Source organism: Bradyrhizobium sp. AUGA SZCCT0158 (assembly GCF_018130065.1).
Lineage (GTDB): Bacteria > Pseudomonadota > Alphaproteobacteria > Rhizobiales > Xanthobacteraceae > Bradyrhizobium.
In genome coordinates this window covers 79,463-94,674 of the sequence record NZ_JAFCME010000015.1, presented here as the reverse complement: position 1 = coordinate 94,674, position 15,212 = coordinate 79,463, and the positions used below count along the sequence as shown (strand labels likewise).

The following is a 15,212-nucleotide window of genomic DNA, read 5'->3' as shown; positions in this document are numbered from 1 at the left end:
AGCGCTCACATCCAGCACAACGTTGCCTTAGCATCACTTGCGCGGTGCCGTCGACATTGCCGGTCCCGGGCTCTTGTTCGGAGTAGCGCGGGAGGATATTTTCGCTTATAACGGGTATTATTTTATTCCTACTATTTGAAGGAATTGGCCCATGGCAACACAACGTACAAGGCAAGTCGAAACCGCTGGCAGATCACGACGACATGCGGAACTGCGCACTTCCTCGCAGAGCAACCACGTCGCGGGCCAGTTCATTATCCGCTTCAAGACATCTGCCGTCAGACACGTCGCGGCAAGCCCATTGGCCTCGACGGCGACCGCCCGCATGGCGGCGCGTGCCATGCCGGACGAAGTTGCCGGCCCGCTCGAAATGCTCAGGAACGAAGCCGGTCTTCAGTCGATGAAGCCGCTTTTTGTTACCGGCGGGGGGACGGAGGTTTCGCGGCCTGGAGTCATGGCGCTCGCATCCGTTCATGGTGCTCTCGCCAGGTCGTCGACCAATTCGAGAAAATCCCTGACCGGATTTCAACTCGTGGAGGTCAAGGAAAAGAAAGCCACCACCGCGCTGCTGAAGCGGCTGCGGGCCTCGAAAGCAATCGATCTGGTCGAGCCCGTTCCAAACCGCTGGCTGAGCAAGGCGGATCCCATGGTCAATCGCCAGTGGGGACTGCGTGCGATCCGGTGGTTCGACGGATCGCATCCCGACGCCAGCAAGATCCATGTCGCGGTGTTGGACAGCGGCCTCGACGAGGGGCATCCCGACCTCAAGAAAGCGATCGACGCCTATCACCATGACGGCAACGTCTCCCGGGACTTTCTCGGTCACGGGACGCATGTCAGCGGCACGATCGCCGCCATCGTCAATAATTCGATCGGGGTCGCCGGCGTCGCCAATTGCCGGTTGCATTGCTGGAAGATATTCGACGATCCGAAGCCCGGAAGCGCCGAGCAGAACTTCAACTTCGAATATTACAGCCAGGCATTGGCGGCCGCGCTCGATTCGGACATCAAGGTCGTCAACCTCAGCATCGGTGGCACCGAAAATTCCAGGGCGGAGGCCGCCATTTTCCAGGAGTTGGCGGATGCCGGCGTGGTCGTCGTGGCTGCCATGGGCAACGAGTTCGAGAAGGGTAATCCGAAGGAGTTCCCGGCCGGTTACCCTGGCGCGCTTGCCGTCGGCGCCGTCGACGAAACCGACAGGCGGGCGTCGTTCTCCTGCACCGGCGCGCATATCGGGCTGGTGGCGCCCGGCGTCAACATCCTGTCCACCGTGCCGCGCGTCAAGGCGAGCTTTGCGGACACCACGGACTACGACTCCTGGCCGGGCACATCGATGGCGACTCCACATGTGGCCGGCGCGGCCGCACTGGTTTATGGCCGTACCGCAAAGTCGAAAGCCGCGGCCGACGCCGTGGTGGAGCGGCTGACCTCGACGGCCAAGAAGGTGGCCGGGATGAAGACAAAGAAGTTCACGCAGGAATACGGTTCAGGCCTGCTTGATCTCGCGGCTGCGCTGGCGAAGGCGGGTGCGAAGAAGAAAGCAAAAAAGAAGGCTAGGAAGAAAGCAAAAAAGAAGGCGTAGCCAACGGAAATCGCCTTGATTAGCCAATGGGAGTGGCCCAACTAAGGGGAATGTCGGTCCAGTTCAAATTCAGCGATTCCGTCGACCACGACAGGCGTCAGGAGATTGTCGACGCGCTTGAGCGTGCGGGTTTCGTTGCGAAAAGTTTGTATCCCGGCCAGAAGCGTCCGAAGCTCGCGTCGATTTTCACCGTTGCAAAGGCCGACGCCAAGGATGTCAAAGCCGTGAAGGCGGCTTTGACCGGTTTCGGCCGCGATATCGAATATGTCGAGGCTTCCCCCGGGCGCAGTCTCAAGGCGTAAGCCCGGCTGTTACCGGATAGGCTCTGCCACTATCGGGCGATCCGGTTTGTGCGCCGGCTCACATGTTCCGCTGCGGCGCGGCCTGCAGCAACTCCTGCAACTGCTTCTTGTAGAATGCGGCGTTGCCGGTGGTGAGGTGTCCGCGCGTTTCGGTCGAAGCCGGGATCAGGAACAGGCGGCCGTTCTTGACGCGTTTCATCGCGGCATCGGTGACGCCGGTTTCCGGCGGATTGCGCTCATCGTCGGCGGCGTTGATCGCAAGCAGCGTCGCTTCGATCTTGTCGAGGTCTGCGGACGGATTGTAGTCGCGCGAGGCTTCCCACTGATAGATGAAGTCGTTGGCATCGGCCGTAATCGGCAGCGCCAGCCGATCGTCCACCATCTTGTCCGCCTTCGCGCCCGTCGGCGCCAGCATCTGATAGGCCAGCGTGCCGCCGCCGGTGGCGATGCCATAGGCTGCGATGGCGTATTTCATCATGCGCGGCTGGGTAATGTAGTTGCCCCGGTTGTAATCGGGATCGTTCCGGATGGTCTCCAGCATCATCCGCCGCAGCATCCAGTTGCGCGCCGCCATTTCGGTCGGCTGCGCGGCCATCGGCACCAGCGCGTCCATGTACTGCGGATATTTGCCGCCCCAGATCCAGGTGTGCATGCCGCCCATCGAATTACCGATCACCAGCCGCAGGTGCTTCACGCCGAGGCCTTCCTTGAGCAGGCGGTAATGCGCGTCGACCATGTCCTCATAATTGTATTTCGGGAATGCCGTCTTCATGCCGTCGGAGGGCTTTGACGATTTGCCGTGGCCGAGCCCGTCCGGGATGATGATGTAGTACTTCGCCGCGTCGAGCGGCTGGCCGGGGCCGAACAATTCGCCGGCAAAGGTCGGCGTCAGCATGTTGGTGGCGGAGCCGCCCGATCCATGCAGCACCAGCACCGGCTGGCCGGTCGGCTCGCCGATCGTGGTGTAGTGCAGCCGCAGCTCCATGGTTTCGCCGGAGTGGAATTTGAAATCCCTGGCGATCCAGTCGCCCTGTTTGGGCGCCGGATAATCTGCGGCAGATGCGGCGAAGGAGGTCAAGGCGAGTGTGGCCGTCAACGTGATTTGCAAAAAATTCATGCTGATCTCCCCTGATGCGGCGCTCTCTTGGGCCACTTGTTAAGGAGCCTATCACAAGGGCGTTTCACCGCACCAGATTGCCGTACAGCGTGTAACTGGCTTTCGGACCCTGCATCACCAGCGTCCAGTGCGTAAAGTCGACCCCGGAGGTGCAGGAATTGCCGCCGCCCTGCAGGATCAGCGTCAGGATTTGCTGCCTCGCATACCGGTCTGAAAGACGCCGCTGCCGGAGGCGGGCGCTGACAGTTTCCATTCCTTTTAGAGCGTCGGTCCCTGGCCCCTGTCGGGCCCGTCGCGCGGGTCGACCTCGAACACCGAGATCGTTGGGGGACGCGCCAACGATAATGTGCCGGTGCGGCCGGCGGCGTCGCGGAACGAAAGCACGAGCCGGTCCTCGCGCCATTGCGCCGAAAGCTTGCAGGTGCCGGCGGGCGTGGCAATGCCTTGAATGCCCTCGACGTCGCCTTCGCCCGTGAACAAGGTCGCCTTGCTGCCGAAACGCAGGCTTTCAATCTCCTGCTGCTTGCCGGAATCCAGCGCCACGGTGGCGACGTTGCGCTGACCTTCATTGGTGCAGCAAGCGCAGGCGAGGGCGGAGGAGACAAGGGCCGGGCTGGTTTGGCTCAGGATGAACCATGCGAGCAGGATGCTTAGGCCGCGGCCGAACCGTACGATCATCGGATGCCTTTCACTGGCGCGTGACCGTTGGTCGCCGTTTCTGTCTTGCGCGTTCACCGGATTGTGTGCGTTCGCGGCTAGGCGGTGTCCTCGACATCGGTCTCAGGCCGGTCATTGCCGGCCGCGGTCTCGGTCTGCCACTTGCCGTCTGCGGTTTCGTATTCGATCACCTCGGTGCGCCCCGGCACCCGCTGCTCGGCCGCCGCACGCCGCGCGGCCGCGAGCGCCGCGGCGTGGGTCGGATACGGTTCGGAAAAAACGCCATTGGCGGTATAGGCCCAGCCGCCGTCATGCTCGACGATCTTGTAGGTCACGTGGCTCATCGGGAACTCGCTATTGCCATTGCCGAGAGGGTGAACGCGCCGCTCAATCTATGACAGAATAGTCGAAACTGTCGGATTTTGCATCGGCCGTTCGTCCTTGGAATGGCCAGCCTGCATCCCCGAGGAGAGAACCATGTGCCGCAACATCAAGACCCTGTTCAATTTCGAGCCGCCGGCGACGCATGCGGAAATCCATGCTTCGGCGCTGCAATTCGTGCGCAAGCTTTCCGGGTTCAACTCGCCGTCGCAGGCCAATGCGGAGGCCTTCAACCGCGCGGTCTCCGAGGTTTCCGACAGCGCCCGCCGCCTGCTGGCGTCGCTGCAGACCAACGCGCCGGCCCGCGACCGCGAGGTCGAGGCCGAGAAGGCACGGGAGCGTTCGCGGGCGAGATTCGGATAAGACAGGCTGCGTTCGCCGCCCGGCAATTGAATTGGAGGCCGTTCCTGATCGCGTTTTCCCGGGTAGCCCACGTGACGTAGCTCACAGTGCGGCCGGTCGCCCGGGCATAGGTTGGCACCATCCGATTGCCGTGGAGGGTGTCATGAAGCCGACGATTCCCCTGAAACTGAGCGCCATCGCTTTCACCGTGCTGTGGTCCGGCTGGATGCTGTGGGTGGGCGGAAGCTACGAGCCCGCCATCATCACCATTCTCGCGATCTCGGGCTCCATTGCGGGTTTTCTCTGGTATCGCGTCATGCGCTGGTGCTTCCGGCTGATGCGCCTGCTGCCGGATATTGGCGCCGGGCCCAGCGCCGCACATTGAATCGCGTGTTTGTTGGGCCGGGCGTTGCTGACGTTTTTCACCGGACTGGCGACGGCCTGGCTGTGTAGCCAGGTCGATCCCACGATCCCTTTGGGCGAATGGTAGGCGACGCTCGCGGGCCTGTTTGTCCGCGGCGCTGAGCGGCGCGCTTACTTCCTGTCCTTGTGTTTGCGCTTGTGCTTTTTCTTGTCCTTGTGGCGATCGTCGTCATCATCAGCGTCGCCATCATCACCGTGCAGGGCCGTCTCGAGCGCCTCTCGCTCGGCGGCTTCCCGTTCGGCGTCCGCGAGTGCTGCGGCTTCGCGTTCCGCCGCCTCGCGCTCGCGCATTTTCCGGTGATCTTCCCAGGCATCGAAAATCAGATGCAGCCACGGCATCACCTGCTCGATCGAGGGCAGCTGGCCGGGCGGTCCGGGTCCGCCGCGGGGGCCTGCCGGACCCTGCGCGCCGGCTTTACCCTGCGGGCCAGTCTCGCCGCGCTTGCCTTGCGGTCCGGCTTTACCCTGCGCGCCGGCCTTGCCGTCCGCGCCAGGCTTGCCGCGCGGGCCTTCCAGGCCGGGCGGTCCGGGATGCCCCTGCGGCCCGGGACGTCCGGGTTCGCCGCGCGGACCCTGTGGTCCCTGTCGTCCCTGCCGGGGACCTGCTTCGTCCGCCACGTGCACGCTCCGAATATGATTCCGAAGGGCTTCTTATCAGACGTTTGATGACGACTTCAATTGAGTTGTCGATCTTGATCAACATCAACGAAATTGTCTTGGAGGCGTCACCGTTGGCGAGCCCCCGATGACGGTTCGGTTACGAACGCAGCACGATCGGTACGAAGCGAGGATTCCTCACTGGCGTGGTTTGTTGGTTCGAGCGCAACTTGGCTTCCAGGCGCAGCAAAAAGATTTCAGCAAGCATTGTCGTTCTCCATTGTTGGCGTGTGTGGAGATTGGTCGTCAGCTTGTCGATATCAGTTCGATTTTTCGGCCCGAACAGGGAGGTCTCTCGTTGCCTACGTGACCCAGATCACAGGCAGATACGCAACCGCGCTTATGCGCAGAATCATCAGCATGCGGTTCGAGCGCTGGAGCATCGTGGTTTGCGGCCAGACGACCAGCGTCGCGATATCGAGTTGTCTCACGCTATGCCTGAAGGTAGTATCACTTGGATAGTTCTACCGAAAGAGATTTTAGCACAGGAATTTTGCTCTCGGATTAGGAGGTCAATTTGCGTTTCTTAGGCAGCGCCCAGCGATACATCTCATCGTTCATTTCGCATAGCTCCAAGGACTACAACGAGGCCGAAAGTTACGAGCGCGTCCTTGAGGAGGCCGGATTCTCCGTATTCCAGTATGGCGAAGATCTTCAATTGGGTAGCCAGGTTCAAGATGTGGTCCGGGACAGGATTTCAAAGTGTCACTTCTTTTTTCTGGTGGTCAGTGAGCATTCGCTGAACTCGCCTTGGGTTCAGAGAGAGCTTGGCCTGGCGGTCGCTCTGCAAAAACAACGCAAGAACTACCGGCCCATCATTATTCCGATTTATGCCAAGGATGCGGAATGGAGAAAAGCCAGCGTCCGACCGCGGCAGTTTCCCGTGCGTGATTTCGAAACGGGTGAACCCGGCGAGACGGCTTTCAATCTCGGCGACGTGCGGGGCGTCGACAAATATGCAAATCCGCAGGTCGACAGTGACGAGAGGCTGATTGCATTTCTGAGGCCGTCGATTTGGGTCACCCGACTGGATTTTTGGGACCATCAGACATTTTATGATTCCGGAGTCTTCGATCTCTATGAAGATCTGTTTCCGGCAATCGAAAGGGATGATCCCCAGGACATTATCCGATGGACGCTGCACGGCGATATCGGAGTGCGGCGGAGTTTTGTCATATCGAATGGCAAGGAAATCTCTTACACGCTCGACTCCCGCTACTTCATATTGAAGCTCGCCGATCGGGCCGTCGGTTTGGGGTTTTTCACCTATGACTTTTCCAGCGAATTGATCTACGGAAATTATATTGGCGTGCAGGAGTGCTGGCGCGGCGGCAATATTGCCGGCAATTTTTTTTCCGAGATCATGGTAATTCTCCAGGAGTTGTTTCCGACGTACAAAGGGATGGTTTTCGAGGTCGAGAAGTTCAGCAGAGAGCGAGTTGAAGGAATCGTCTCCGATCTCAAGCGCACAGGAGCGCGGCAGGTCGCGCTGCAGCAAGATCGGGATGAGGTGCGAAAATTCCTGCGGGTCTCCTGGTATCACAAGCTGGGCTGCTACTTCTTCTTCGATAAGGAGATGAAGGAGCCGTTGGTGTGCAGGTCGCCCTGCCTTGATCTGACGCTGTCACCTGAAGGTTGGGCTGCCGCAGAAGAGGACTACTGGATCATGTGGTATGGCCGGCCGGGCGCGCTGACGGACTATTCAAAAGCGTCAGAGTTTTGGAGGAGGGCGATCGGTGCGATTTACGTAGAAATTCTCGCGAAATCCCTCGTTGAATCCAATCCAGGGTATGGTGAGGAGTACTGGCAATACGCGACCGGTATCATCGAGAGGAAGTTGGAAGAGAGCAAGCCGAAGCGGATTGACTTCGGAAAGTTCCTTGACCGTCGCGACAGTCCGCTACTAAAGGATTGGATCAGTACGGGCATTGACTTGCCGATTTGACTGGCGCCGCCCGGATTCAAATGGCGAAAGTTAACGCTGCCCTCTAGCTCGCGTCCCACTTGACGGGCAGATTGAGCAGACCACGAAACGCCCAGCCGCCGATCCGCACCGGCTCGCTTCCGTCGAGCTGCAGACCCTTGAGCCGTGCAAAAATGCCGGGCAGCGCGACATCCGCGACCATCGCGCGCGAGGCAAAGGCGCCGGCGCAATAATGCGGGCCGGCGCCGAAGGCGATGCTCTTCGACGTGTTGCGGGTGATGTCGAATCGATCAGGGTCGCCGAAACAGGATTCGTCACGGTTGGCGGAGCCGAACATGAAGAACACGCGATCCTCCGGCTCGAAATCGACGCCGCCATACGACCACGGTTTCGCAACGCGGCGCGGCGACATGCCGATCGGCGCGATCCAGCGCGCATATTCCTCGAACACGTCCAGCCATTTTGCCTTGCCGCCCTGGACCAGCGCCAGCTGTTCGGGATGCGTCAGCAGCGCCCAGACAGAGCCGGCGATGGCGTCGCGCGGCTCGTTCTGGCCCCCCGAGATCGCCAGCTTGATGTTGGCGCGGATGCTTTCCATGTTCTGGCCCGAGGCCAGCAGCACGCTGAGGATCGAGGTGTTGGGATGTTTCTCCACCACCGGGATCATGTCGTCGATCGCGGCATCGATGCCAGCGGTGGCGGCATGGCAGCGCGCCTCGACTTCCTTGTTGCCGGTGTAATTGGCGATGCCGTCGATCATCGCCTGCGACCAGGCGTCCATGTCCTGGTAGCGCATGTTTGTCAGCCCGGTGATGTCCTTCAGGCATTCGGCCGACAGCGGCAGCGCCAGTGCCTTGCACAGGTCGGCTTTGCCCTGCGGCACGAGCTCGTCGAGGATGCGGTCGGCATGGGCCTGGAACTGGCGCACCCAGGTGTCGCGCACGGTGCGCGGCGACACCGCCGGAAACATCGCCGCGCGTTCCGACATATGCGCGTCGCCATCCTTGCGCATCATGTTGTGGCCCATCAGCACGTTCATCAGCCCCGCCGGCTGGTGCGAGGAGAACACGTCGATGCGTTTTTCCTGGGTGAAGATGTCGTCGCGCCGGGTGAAGACGGTCGAGCCCAGCTGCGGCACGAAAGCGATCGGCGCCTCCTTCCGCATCCGAGCCAGGGCCGGATAGGGATCGGCCCAGAACGTGGATACGTCGATCTCGAAATGCGGGGCGTTGGACATGATCAGTTGCCGTGGGGTGGGAGAGCGAACTAGTTGCCTAGGCAAATATGTCATTGCCGGGCCCGACCCGGCAATCCGTTTTTCTGGGGTTCCCGCACCAAATATCGGGTCCCGTCGGCTCAGACCGTCCGGTAGCCGCCATCCACCATCACGATCGACCCCGAGACATAGGCAGACAGATCGGACGCCAGGAAGACCGCGGGCCCGACAATGTCTTCGGCGGTGCCGGCGCGGCCGAGCGGGGTGTGGTCGACGAACACTTTCACCAGCGCCGGATTGCTGGCGCGCACCTTTTCGTTCAGCGGCGTCTCGATGAAGCCCGGGCCGATCGCGTTGACGCGGACGCCGTCCTTGCCGAGTTCGGCGGCGAGCGCCTTGGTGAAGCCGAGCACGCCGTGCTTGGAGGCGGTGTAGGCCGGCGAACTCGGCGTCTTCAGATGCACGAACGACTGGATCGAGCCGATATTGACGATGCGTCCCTTGGCTGATCGCAGCGGTTCGAGGAAGGCATGCGTCACGTTGAAGACGCCGGTGAGGTTGATCGCGATGATGTCTTCCCAATCATTGATCACGGCTTCGGCTGCGCCCAGCATGCCGTTGCGGCGGGCAATGCCGGCATTGTTGACCAAAATCGAGACCTGGCCAACTTTATCGGCGACGCGCCTGGCGATCGCGACGCAGTCCTCGCGCCTGGTGACGTCGAGCAGGAAGCTCTCCGCCTTGCCGCCGGCGTCGCGGATTTCACCGGCGACGCTGGCCGCGGCCTGCTCGTTCATGTCGAGCAGCACCACGCGCGCGCCCTCGCTGGCGTAGCCTTTCGCGATCGCGCGCCCGATGCCGGAGCCTGCGCCGGTGATGACAGCGATGTGATTTTGCAGCAGGGGCATGGGTGTTTCCTCAACGGTTCTGTTTTTGTGTGAGGCCATATTAGGATGCGGATTGCGGGCCGTCAGCCCCCGCAGGCTGCCGTCATGCGCGGGGCAGGTGTGTGCGAAGCGTGTGGCGAAACGGCAAGGCCGGCGGATATCACCCACCGGCCTTTTTCGATTTGATCGTAGGGTGGGTTAGGCGAAGCCGTAACCCACCGCCGATGCAAGGTCTTAGATATTGCAGGCGCCCTTCTTGAGCATGCCGTCCTTCATTGCGAGCGCGGCGGCGAAGGTCGGGACCGGCTTGCTGACGGTCTTGTAGTTCGAGGGGATCGGCTTGCCCGGAATGCTTTCGTCCCAGATCTGGCAGGCGCCGGTGCCTTCCCAGCGGATCAAATGAAACGCGGCTTCGGCAGGAGCGGTCGCGGCAAAAGCGGACAGTGCAATAGCGGCAGCGGCACTGAGAGCGGTAACTCGAAGCATGGGCAAAGGTCTCCTGTTGGGAAATGTCGGCCGGCCCCCGCAATGCGTGCTGGCAGGGACGGCGCCCGATGGGGATCCGGGCATTCATTGAGTGTGGCGAAAGCGTGATTGGTTCAATTTTCTAGCCGCGAAAAAGGCCGGTGGGGCCGGCCTTGATCGAAGCGTTAACGTGCGCTCAGAACGAGCAGGTGCCGTTGTGCAGCAGGCCGTCCTTCAGCACCAGCGCATCGCCGAAGGTCGGCACTTCGCTGCCGACGACGACGGTGTAGTTGCCCGGATACGGCGCGGTCGGGATGTTCTGGTCCCAGATCTGGCAGAAGCCCGAATCCTGCCAGCGGATCAGGTGGAAGGAGGCCTCGGCGGGGCTCATGGCGGCAAGCGCGGTGACGGCAACAGCGGCGGTGGCGGCGAAGAGGCAAAGGCGGCGCATCGAGGGTCTCCTGGATATCAGGGGGTTTGCTGCTCTCCCAGGCAATGAAATCCGATCGGGGAGGCGCCCGAGACGTCATGTCCCGGTCATGAATTATGTCCCGCGAGTGCCCGATTGGTTCAAAGCCGCGGTGCGGAAATGGCCGAGCCTGAAGCGCGGTGGAACCCTGCAAATCGCGCGGCGCGAATAGGCTTTGTCGATCCCGTCAATCGGTTACAATCGGCGAACCGCGATCTGATTCACCGTCGCGGCGCTCGCTCTCCACGCTCAAGGAAACACTGCATGAAGAAGTCATCCGCCATTCGTGTCGCGCTCGTCGCGCTCGTCGCGCTGATCGCTTTCGCCGGCGCCGCGCTGTCCTCCGTCGCCCGTGCCGATGAGGGCACCATCGCGATGACGATCTACAAGGCCGGATGGGTCATCGGCGGCTCCGGCGGCAGCGGCACATTGACTTTTCGCGGCCGGCGCTACGCGCTCTCCACCGGCGGGCTGGATTACGGCCTGGTGTTCGGCGGCTCGAAGACGGTGCTGCGCGGCCGCGTCAGCAACATCTATCGCCCGTCCGACGTCGCCGGCGTCTATGGCGCGGCGGGCGCGGGCCTTGCCATCGGCCGCGGCGCGCGCGCGATCGTGCTGACCAACCAGAAGGGCGCGGTGCTGGAGCTCGCCGGCCAGCAGATTGGGCTGATGGCGAATGCGGATTTGAGCGGTCTCGCGATCACGTTGAGATAGATGGTGCGTAGGGTGGGTTAGGCGAAGCCGTAACCCACCATCTTTGCACGCGGTGAGACATCGGTGGGTTACGCTTCGCTGACCCACCCTACGATTTCTTGCTCACCATCGCGTGGATCGCCTCGCAATGGCGCACGAGATTGGGATGATCCGACACGAACGCCTTCAGCGGCGTCGGGATCGGGAAGAAGTGGATATTGGCGATGAAGCCGTAGATGCCGGCATCGACGCTGGTCGGCGTCACCCCATGCACATATCCATCCGCCGGAATCAGATCGGCCAGCACCTGTAAGTCAGCCAGCCCGCGTGCGTAGGCCTGGTCGGGCGTGTAGCGGCCAATGCCCTGGAAATAATAGCGCTGCGCGTTGTAGTCCCGCGCCTTGTTCAGCCCGGCCGCGTCGATCTGCGCATGCTGCGCCATGAAGCCGTCGCGGAACGCGGGGAAATACCGATCGTCCTTCCAGCGCGAATACGACATCACCCAATAGAGATCGTCGAGCATGCGCGTGACCAGATGATCGGTCATGCGCTGCGCCGGCGTCAGTGCAGCATCGATGATGAGATGATATTTTCGCACCAGATGCGCAATGATGGTCTCACTGTCGCCGATCGTCTCGCCGTCATCGACGATGTAAGGCAGCTGCGCGCGCGGCGCCGCCGAGGCATCGAACAGATGCTGATGGACGAACGGCACGCCCGCGAGCTTGAGGAAGGCGAACACTTTCAGCCCATAGCCATTATTGTCGGCGACGCCGAACAGTTCCGGATAGGAGTAAAGCGTCAGCATCGCCTCACCGTTTCGCCAGCGACGCCACGCCCTCGATCTCGATCAGCATCTGCGGGTTCGGCAACGCCACCACCACGCAGGTGGTGCGCGCCGGATAGGGCGCCGGCCCGAACGCTTCCGCATAGAGCTTGTTCATGGTGGCGACGTCGGACGCGCGCGTCAGCAGCACGTTGACCTTGACCAGATCGCGAAACGTCGCGTTGGCCTCAACGAGGATACGCTTGATGTTGATCACGACGTTGCCGAATTGCGCCTCGAAGCCGTCGGGCAGCGCGCCTTTGTCGTCGAAGCCGGGAATCCCCGAGATGAACAGCAGATCGCCGACGCGGGTGGCAAACGACAGCGGCGGCGACTTGATGCCGGCGGGAGGAAGAAAGTGCTGGATGGGCATGGGGCGCCTCGATTGATGTGAATTGCAGCCCGCATGAGCATAGCGACATGCGGGATTTCTGCCAGCCCCGGATGTCGCTCGGTGGATCCGGGTTACGCTACGTCGTCCCGGCCTTGAGCCGGGACGACGTCCGTAGTTGTTGTTGCACAGTGCACTGAACACACCCTCGCGATCTCGCGACGCATCGCGCCCGAGGTTTGCTCTTGAACTTCCACCCTCTCAAAACAGAGGGCGCAGGGAATGCCGGATGCGCGCTGCACCCGCGGTCTCGTGTGCGGTTTGCACAAAACAAAGTGCACACGAGCATACAGGGCAGCGGAGAACATCCGACATTCCCTGCGCAATGGCTTTACGGCTTATATCGCGCTCTCCCCGGAGACGAGTTCTTGATTGACTCCGTCGCCCCTGATCAGCTTTTGGCCTCACAGGAACTTGACGCCAGCAACGGGCGCCAGGACCACGCGTCTTCGCCGTACGCCTCTGTCGCGTTACGTCTTCGCGACATCAGCGTCCACCGCAACCCGTCCAACGTCCGTGACGACGGCCGACGCCCTCTGAGTGGGACGGGATGGGCAAACATATGCACATGATTTTTCTTCTGGTAAACAGAAATATTTTTTATTTCGGGGCTTGACACGTTTTCCGTAAATCAGAACTGATTTGCCCGTCGGGTTGATTTGTCGCAGTCCAAGCGGGAAATTTTACTTGCCAGCGGGACGACGCACTTGGCTCAAGGGTGATGATACGCTCTTTCAAAGCACGCGGATCGCAAGATTGCTCTTGCGCGCGAGGCGACGCAGTCGGTAGGCCGGATTGGAGCCGAAGGCGTAAATCCGCCGCCTTGGTTGACTCCGAAGGCGGCGGATTACGCTTCGCTCCAATCCGCCCTACACTTTCCGTCTACTCCGGCCCGGGAACGTCAAGCCCGTCGGTGGTGTACTGGCGGATCTTGTTGCGCAGCGTGCGCACGGAAAGGCCGAGCACGCGCGCGGCGCGGGTGCGATTGCCGTCGCACCGAACCAGCGTCTGCACCACCAGCTCGCGCTCGACCGCTTCGACGGTGGAGCCGATCAGCATCGGAACAATTTCATGGGGCGCAAGGCTTTGCGAATCCGGCGACGAAAACACTGGCGCGTCGGAGAAAGAATCCTGGGACATACAACACCTCCCGATCAACGCTAGCCCCCAAACACGGAGCAGAAGCATCAGGAATCAACGGCCCCCAAGCCGCTGAGGGGAAGGTGGGCGGAAATGGTTAACGAAATACTAACGGGGAAGGTCTGCGTGCGGTCGTGCGAAATCAGGTCCGTGCCTCGCGGCCGTGCCATATCCGGGTGATGAGGATGTCCTTGGTCTCGGGGAGAGCGGCATAGCGCACGATGTAGCCGGACGCACCAAACCGGACCACGATCTGCCGGATGTCGGCGTCCCCGGTCGCCATGCCGAGGTCAGGAAATTCCTGCAGTCGGTTGATCGCGGTCCAGATCGATGCCAGTGCGCGTTGCGCGGCGCCGGGATTATTCTGGTCGAGAAAGCTTCGCAATCGCTCGACGTCTTCAACGGCGTCGGGCGCAAGCAGGATCATCCGATCTTGCGCGGCGCGGGGCGAGGCAGCTCGTCCGCCGAACCCCAGCTTGCCACCCAATCCTTCACGTCGTCGAGCGGCACGGCAGCGCGGGTCCGATTGAACGCATCGAGCCGCCGGCGGTCCTCCGCGATGTCGGGACCTGCGATATCGACCACGGAATCGAGCAGCGCCACCGCTTCCGCGAGCACGGCCGCGACTTCCTGCCCGCGCTCGCTCGCCATCTCGCGCAAGCGAGCGTCAGTGTCAGCGTCGATATCCAGGGTGCGGCGGATGATGTTCATGCAGGAAGGATAATAGCGGAGGGGCGGATTGTCGAGATGTCGGCTCGTAGGATGGGTAGCGCGACCGCGTCCGCTGAAGGTCAACCCGGCAAAGGTGGAAGCGAAACCCATCGAGGCAATCGCGACATCGGATGGGTTTCGCAAGGGCTCAACCCATCCTACGAGCGACCAGTCTGGTTGCAGGTTGCGCGCGGCGCGATCCCGAATACGATAGCCGCAACCGGCCAGCAGCAGGGAGGTTCGCGATGGCCCTCGACACCGACAAACTCGACGACACAGCGCTGGCGCTGCTCTATCTGACGCTCCACGACGACAACAGGGCCTGGAAGGGGATGGATTGGGGCGTGCTTGGCCGTCTGCACGACAAGGGCATGATCCACGATCCCGTGGGGAAGGTGAAGTCGGTGGTCTTCACGCAGGAAGGATTGGAGCGGGCCAAGGCGCTGTTTGAGGAGATGTTCAAGAGGTAGGGGCGGTGATTGCAACTCGTAGGATGGGTCGAGCGACCGCGTCCGCCGAGGCTCAACCCGGCAAAGGTGGAAGCGAAACCCATCGAGGCGATCGCGACATCCGATGGGTTTCGCAAGGGCTCAACCCATCCTACAAGCCGCGTCCGCTAGCGCACCGGCTCCTTGGTCCGTTCTTCGGTTGCAACCGTTTCCGCCGTCCTGGTCGAGCGGACCATCAAAAATGTCCCCGAGAGCGTGGCGGCCGGCAAGCGCCAGCGGCCGCTGATTTCCGTGGCGTCGGCATTGACCGCGCCTTCATAGAAGACCTTGTCATAGCCGTAGCCCGGCGGTTCGTACGTCTTGACGAACGACACCATGGTGCCGGAGCGTTGACCAGCGATCGAGGCGTTGTGAGTGCTCACCGGGCAGCCTGATGTCATGCACGGTTCGGTCACGCTTCCTCCGAGCGCGCCACCGGAATCGATGAGCGTCGTCAGAAACGTGACCATTCCAACGGACGGCTGAATATAAGTGCCGTCCCAGACGCCGGTCAGATCGTTCGTCATTGCGGTCCAGGTGA

General features: G+C 61.6%; 22 protein-coding genes. 7 read left to right on the top strand and 15 right to left on the bottom strand.

Translation table 11 applies throughout. From position 1 onward, the window contains the following. Window positions 1–151: 151 nt before the first annotated feature. Window positions 152–1,582 carry a S8 family serine peptidase gene (locus tag JQ574_RS21700; RefSeq protein WP_212206561.1) on the top strand — a complete coding sequence of 477 codons (1,431 nt, stop codon included), beginning with the start codon at window positions 152–154 and terminating at the stop codon, window positions 1,580–1,582. 50 nt (window positions 1,583–1,632) lie between these two features. Further along, entirely contained in the window at window positions 1,633–1,884 is a 252-nt protein-coding gene (locus JQ574_RS21695; protein WP_212206563.1) for a hypothetical protein, read from the top strand. Between the two features lie 58 nt (window positions 1,885–1,942). Here the strand turns inward: JQ574_RS21695 and JQ574_RS21690 are convergent, their stop codons facing one another. The 4 genes from JQ574_RS21690 to JQ574_RS21675 form a co-directional block, all read right to left on the bottom strand. Further along, on the bottom strand, window positions 1,943–3,001 hold the full coding sequence (locus JQ574_RS21690; protein WP_212206565.1) for an alpha/beta fold hydrolase: 1,059 nt from the start codon (window positions 2,999–3,001) through the stop codon (window positions 1,943–1,945). A gap of 64 nt (window positions 3,002–3,065) precedes the next feature. Then, window positions 3,066–3,254, bottom strand: coding sequence for a hypothetical protein (locus tag JQ574_RS21685; RefSeq protein WP_212206566.1), 189 nt, complete (start codon window positions 3,252–3,254; stop codon window positions 3,066–3,068). 5 nt (window positions 3,255–3,259) lie between these two features. Beyond that, complete coding sequence (locus JQ574_RS21680) at window positions 3,260–3,679, bottom strand: hypothetical protein (protein ID WP_212206569.1); 420 nt, start codon at window positions 3,677–3,679, stop codon at window positions 3,260–3,262. Between the two features lie 77 nt (window positions 3,680–3,756). Then, on the bottom strand, window positions 3,757–4,002 hold the full coding sequence (locus JQ574_RS21675) for a DUF2188 domain-containing protein (protein WP_192740030.1): 246 nt from the start codon (window positions 4,000–4,002) through the stop codon (window positions 3,757–3,759). Between the two features lie 133 nt (window positions 4,003–4,135). Here JQ574_RS21675 and JQ574_RS21670 point away from each other — a divergent pair, with 133 nt between their 5' ends. Together JQ574_RS21670 and JQ574_RS21665 are read left to right on the top strand one after the other, a co-directional pair. After that, window positions 4,136–4,402: a DUF2277 domain-containing protein gene (locus tag JQ574_RS21670; RefSeq protein ID WP_211997302.1), complete on the top strand. Its 267-nt coding sequence runs from the start codon at window positions 4,136–4,138 to the stop codon at window positions 4,400–4,402. Between the two features lie 142 nt (window positions 4,403–4,544). Further along, window positions 4,545–4,766: a hypothetical protein gene (locus JQ574_RS21665; protein ID WP_212277134.1), complete on the top strand. Its 222-nt coding sequence runs from the start codon at window positions 4,545–4,547 to the stop codon at window positions 4,764–4,766. 149 nt (window positions 4,767–4,915) lie between these two features. Here the strand turns inward: JQ574_RS21665 and JQ574_RS21660 are convergent, their stop codons facing one another. After that, complete coding sequence (locus JQ574_RS21660; protein ID WP_212206573.1) at window positions 4,916–5,422, bottom strand: collagen-like protein; 507 nt, start codon at window positions 5,420–5,422, stop codon at window positions 4,916–4,918. A gap of 556 nt (window positions 5,423–5,978) precedes the next feature. Between JQ574_RS21660 and JQ574_RS21655 the strand changes: the two genes are divergently transcribed. Continuing rightward, window positions 5,979–7,406 (top strand): toll/interleukin-1 receptor domain-containing protein, encoded by a 1,428-nt coding sequence (locus JQ574_RS21655; protein WP_212206574.1) that lies wholly within the window; start codon window positions 5,979–5,981, stop codon window positions 7,404–7,406. Between the two features lie 43 nt (window positions 7,407–7,449). Here the strand turns inward: JQ574_RS21655 and JQ574_RS21650 are convergent, their stop codons facing one another. From JQ574_RS21650 to JQ574_RS21635, 4 genes are all read right to left on the bottom strand, one after another. Then, entirely contained in the window at window positions 7,450–8,622 is a 1,173-nt protein-coding gene (locus JQ574_RS21650) for a cytochrome P450 (protein ID WP_212206576.1), read from the bottom strand. A gap of 119 nt (window positions 8,623–8,741) precedes the next feature. Further along, the gene (locus JQ574_RS21645) at window positions 8,742–9,509 is read right to left on the bottom strand and encodes an SDR family NAD(P)-dependent oxidoreductase (RefSeq protein ID WP_212206577.1); all 768 of its coding nucleotides are present in this window, start codon (window positions 9,507–9,509) and stop codon (window positions 8,742–8,744) included. Window positions 9,510–9,722: 213 nt separating this feature from the next. Then, entirely contained in the window at window positions 9,723–9,974 is a 252-nt protein-coding gene (locus tag JQ574_RS21640) for a hypothetical protein (RefSeq protein ID WP_212206579.1), read from the bottom strand. A gap of 175 nt (window positions 9,975–10,149) precedes the next feature. Further along, on the bottom strand, window positions 10,150–10,404 hold the full coding sequence (locus JQ574_RS21635; RefSeq protein ID WP_212206583.1) for a hypothetical protein: 255 nt from the start codon (window positions 10,402–10,404) through the stop codon (window positions 10,150–10,152). 282 nt (window positions 10,405–10,686) lie between these two features. On the opposite strand from JQ574_RS21635, the gene JQ574_RS21630 reads away from it, so the two are divergent. Then, window positions 10,687–11,136 (top strand): hypothetical protein, encoded by a 450-nt coding sequence (locus tag JQ574_RS21630; RefSeq protein WP_212206586.1) that lies wholly within the window; start codon window positions 10,687–10,689, stop codon window positions 11,134–11,136. A gap of 88 nt (window positions 11,137–11,224) precedes the next feature. Here JQ574_RS21630 and JQ574_RS21625 read toward each other — a convergent pair whose 3' ends face one another. From JQ574_RS21625 to JQ574_RS21605, 5 genes are all read right to left on the bottom strand, one after another. Continuing rightward, window positions 11,225–11,923 (bottom strand): glutathione S-transferase family protein, encoded by a 699-nt coding sequence (locus JQ574_RS21625; RefSeq protein WP_212206589.1) that lies wholly within the window; start codon window positions 11,921–11,923, stop codon window positions 11,225–11,227. Between the two features lie 4 nt (window positions 11,924–11,927). Then, window positions 11,928–12,314, bottom strand: a complete 387-nt coding sequence (locus JQ574_RS21620) for a RidA family protein (protein ID WP_212206591.1) — start codon at window positions 12,312–12,314, stop codon at window positions 11,928–11,930. A 900-nt stretch (window positions 12,315–13,214) separates the two neighbouring features. Next, a complete protein-coding gene (locus tag JQ574_RS21615; protein WP_212211703.1) occupies window positions 13,215–13,472 on the bottom strand; it encodes a helix-turn-helix domain-containing protein in 258 nt (85 codons plus the stop codon). 142 nt (window positions 13,473–13,614) lie between these two features. Next, a complete protein-coding gene (locus JQ574_RS21610; RefSeq protein ID WP_212211701.1) occupies window positions 13,615–13,899 on the bottom strand; it encodes a type II toxin-antitoxin system RelE/ParE family toxin in 285 nt (94 codons plus the stop codon). After that, window positions 13,896–14,294: a hypothetical protein gene (locus tag JQ574_RS21605; protein WP_249119513.1), complete on the bottom strand. Its 399-nt coding sequence runs from the start codon at window positions 14,292–14,294 to the stop codon at window positions 13,896–13,898. Before JQ574_RS21605 ends, JQ574_RS21610 begins: the two co-directional genes overlap by 4 nt. 134 nt (window positions 14,295–14,428) lie before the next feature. On the opposite strand from JQ574_RS21605, the gene JQ574_RS21600 reads away from it, so the two are divergent. Beyond that, complete coding sequence (locus tag JQ574_RS21600) at window positions 14,429–14,653, top strand: DUF6429 family protein (protein ID WP_212211699.1); 225 nt, start codon at window positions 14,429–14,431, stop codon at window positions 14,651–14,653. A gap of 146 nt (window positions 14,654–14,799) precedes the next feature. Here the strand turns inward: JQ574_RS21600 and JQ574_RS21595 are convergent, their stop codons facing one another. Beyond that, window positions 14,800–15,198, bottom strand: a complete 399-nt coding sequence (locus JQ574_RS21595; protein ID WP_212211697.1) for a hypothetical protein — start codon at window positions 15,196–15,198, stop codon at window positions 14,800–14,802. Between the last annotated feature and the right edge of the window lie 14 nt (window positions 15,199–15,212).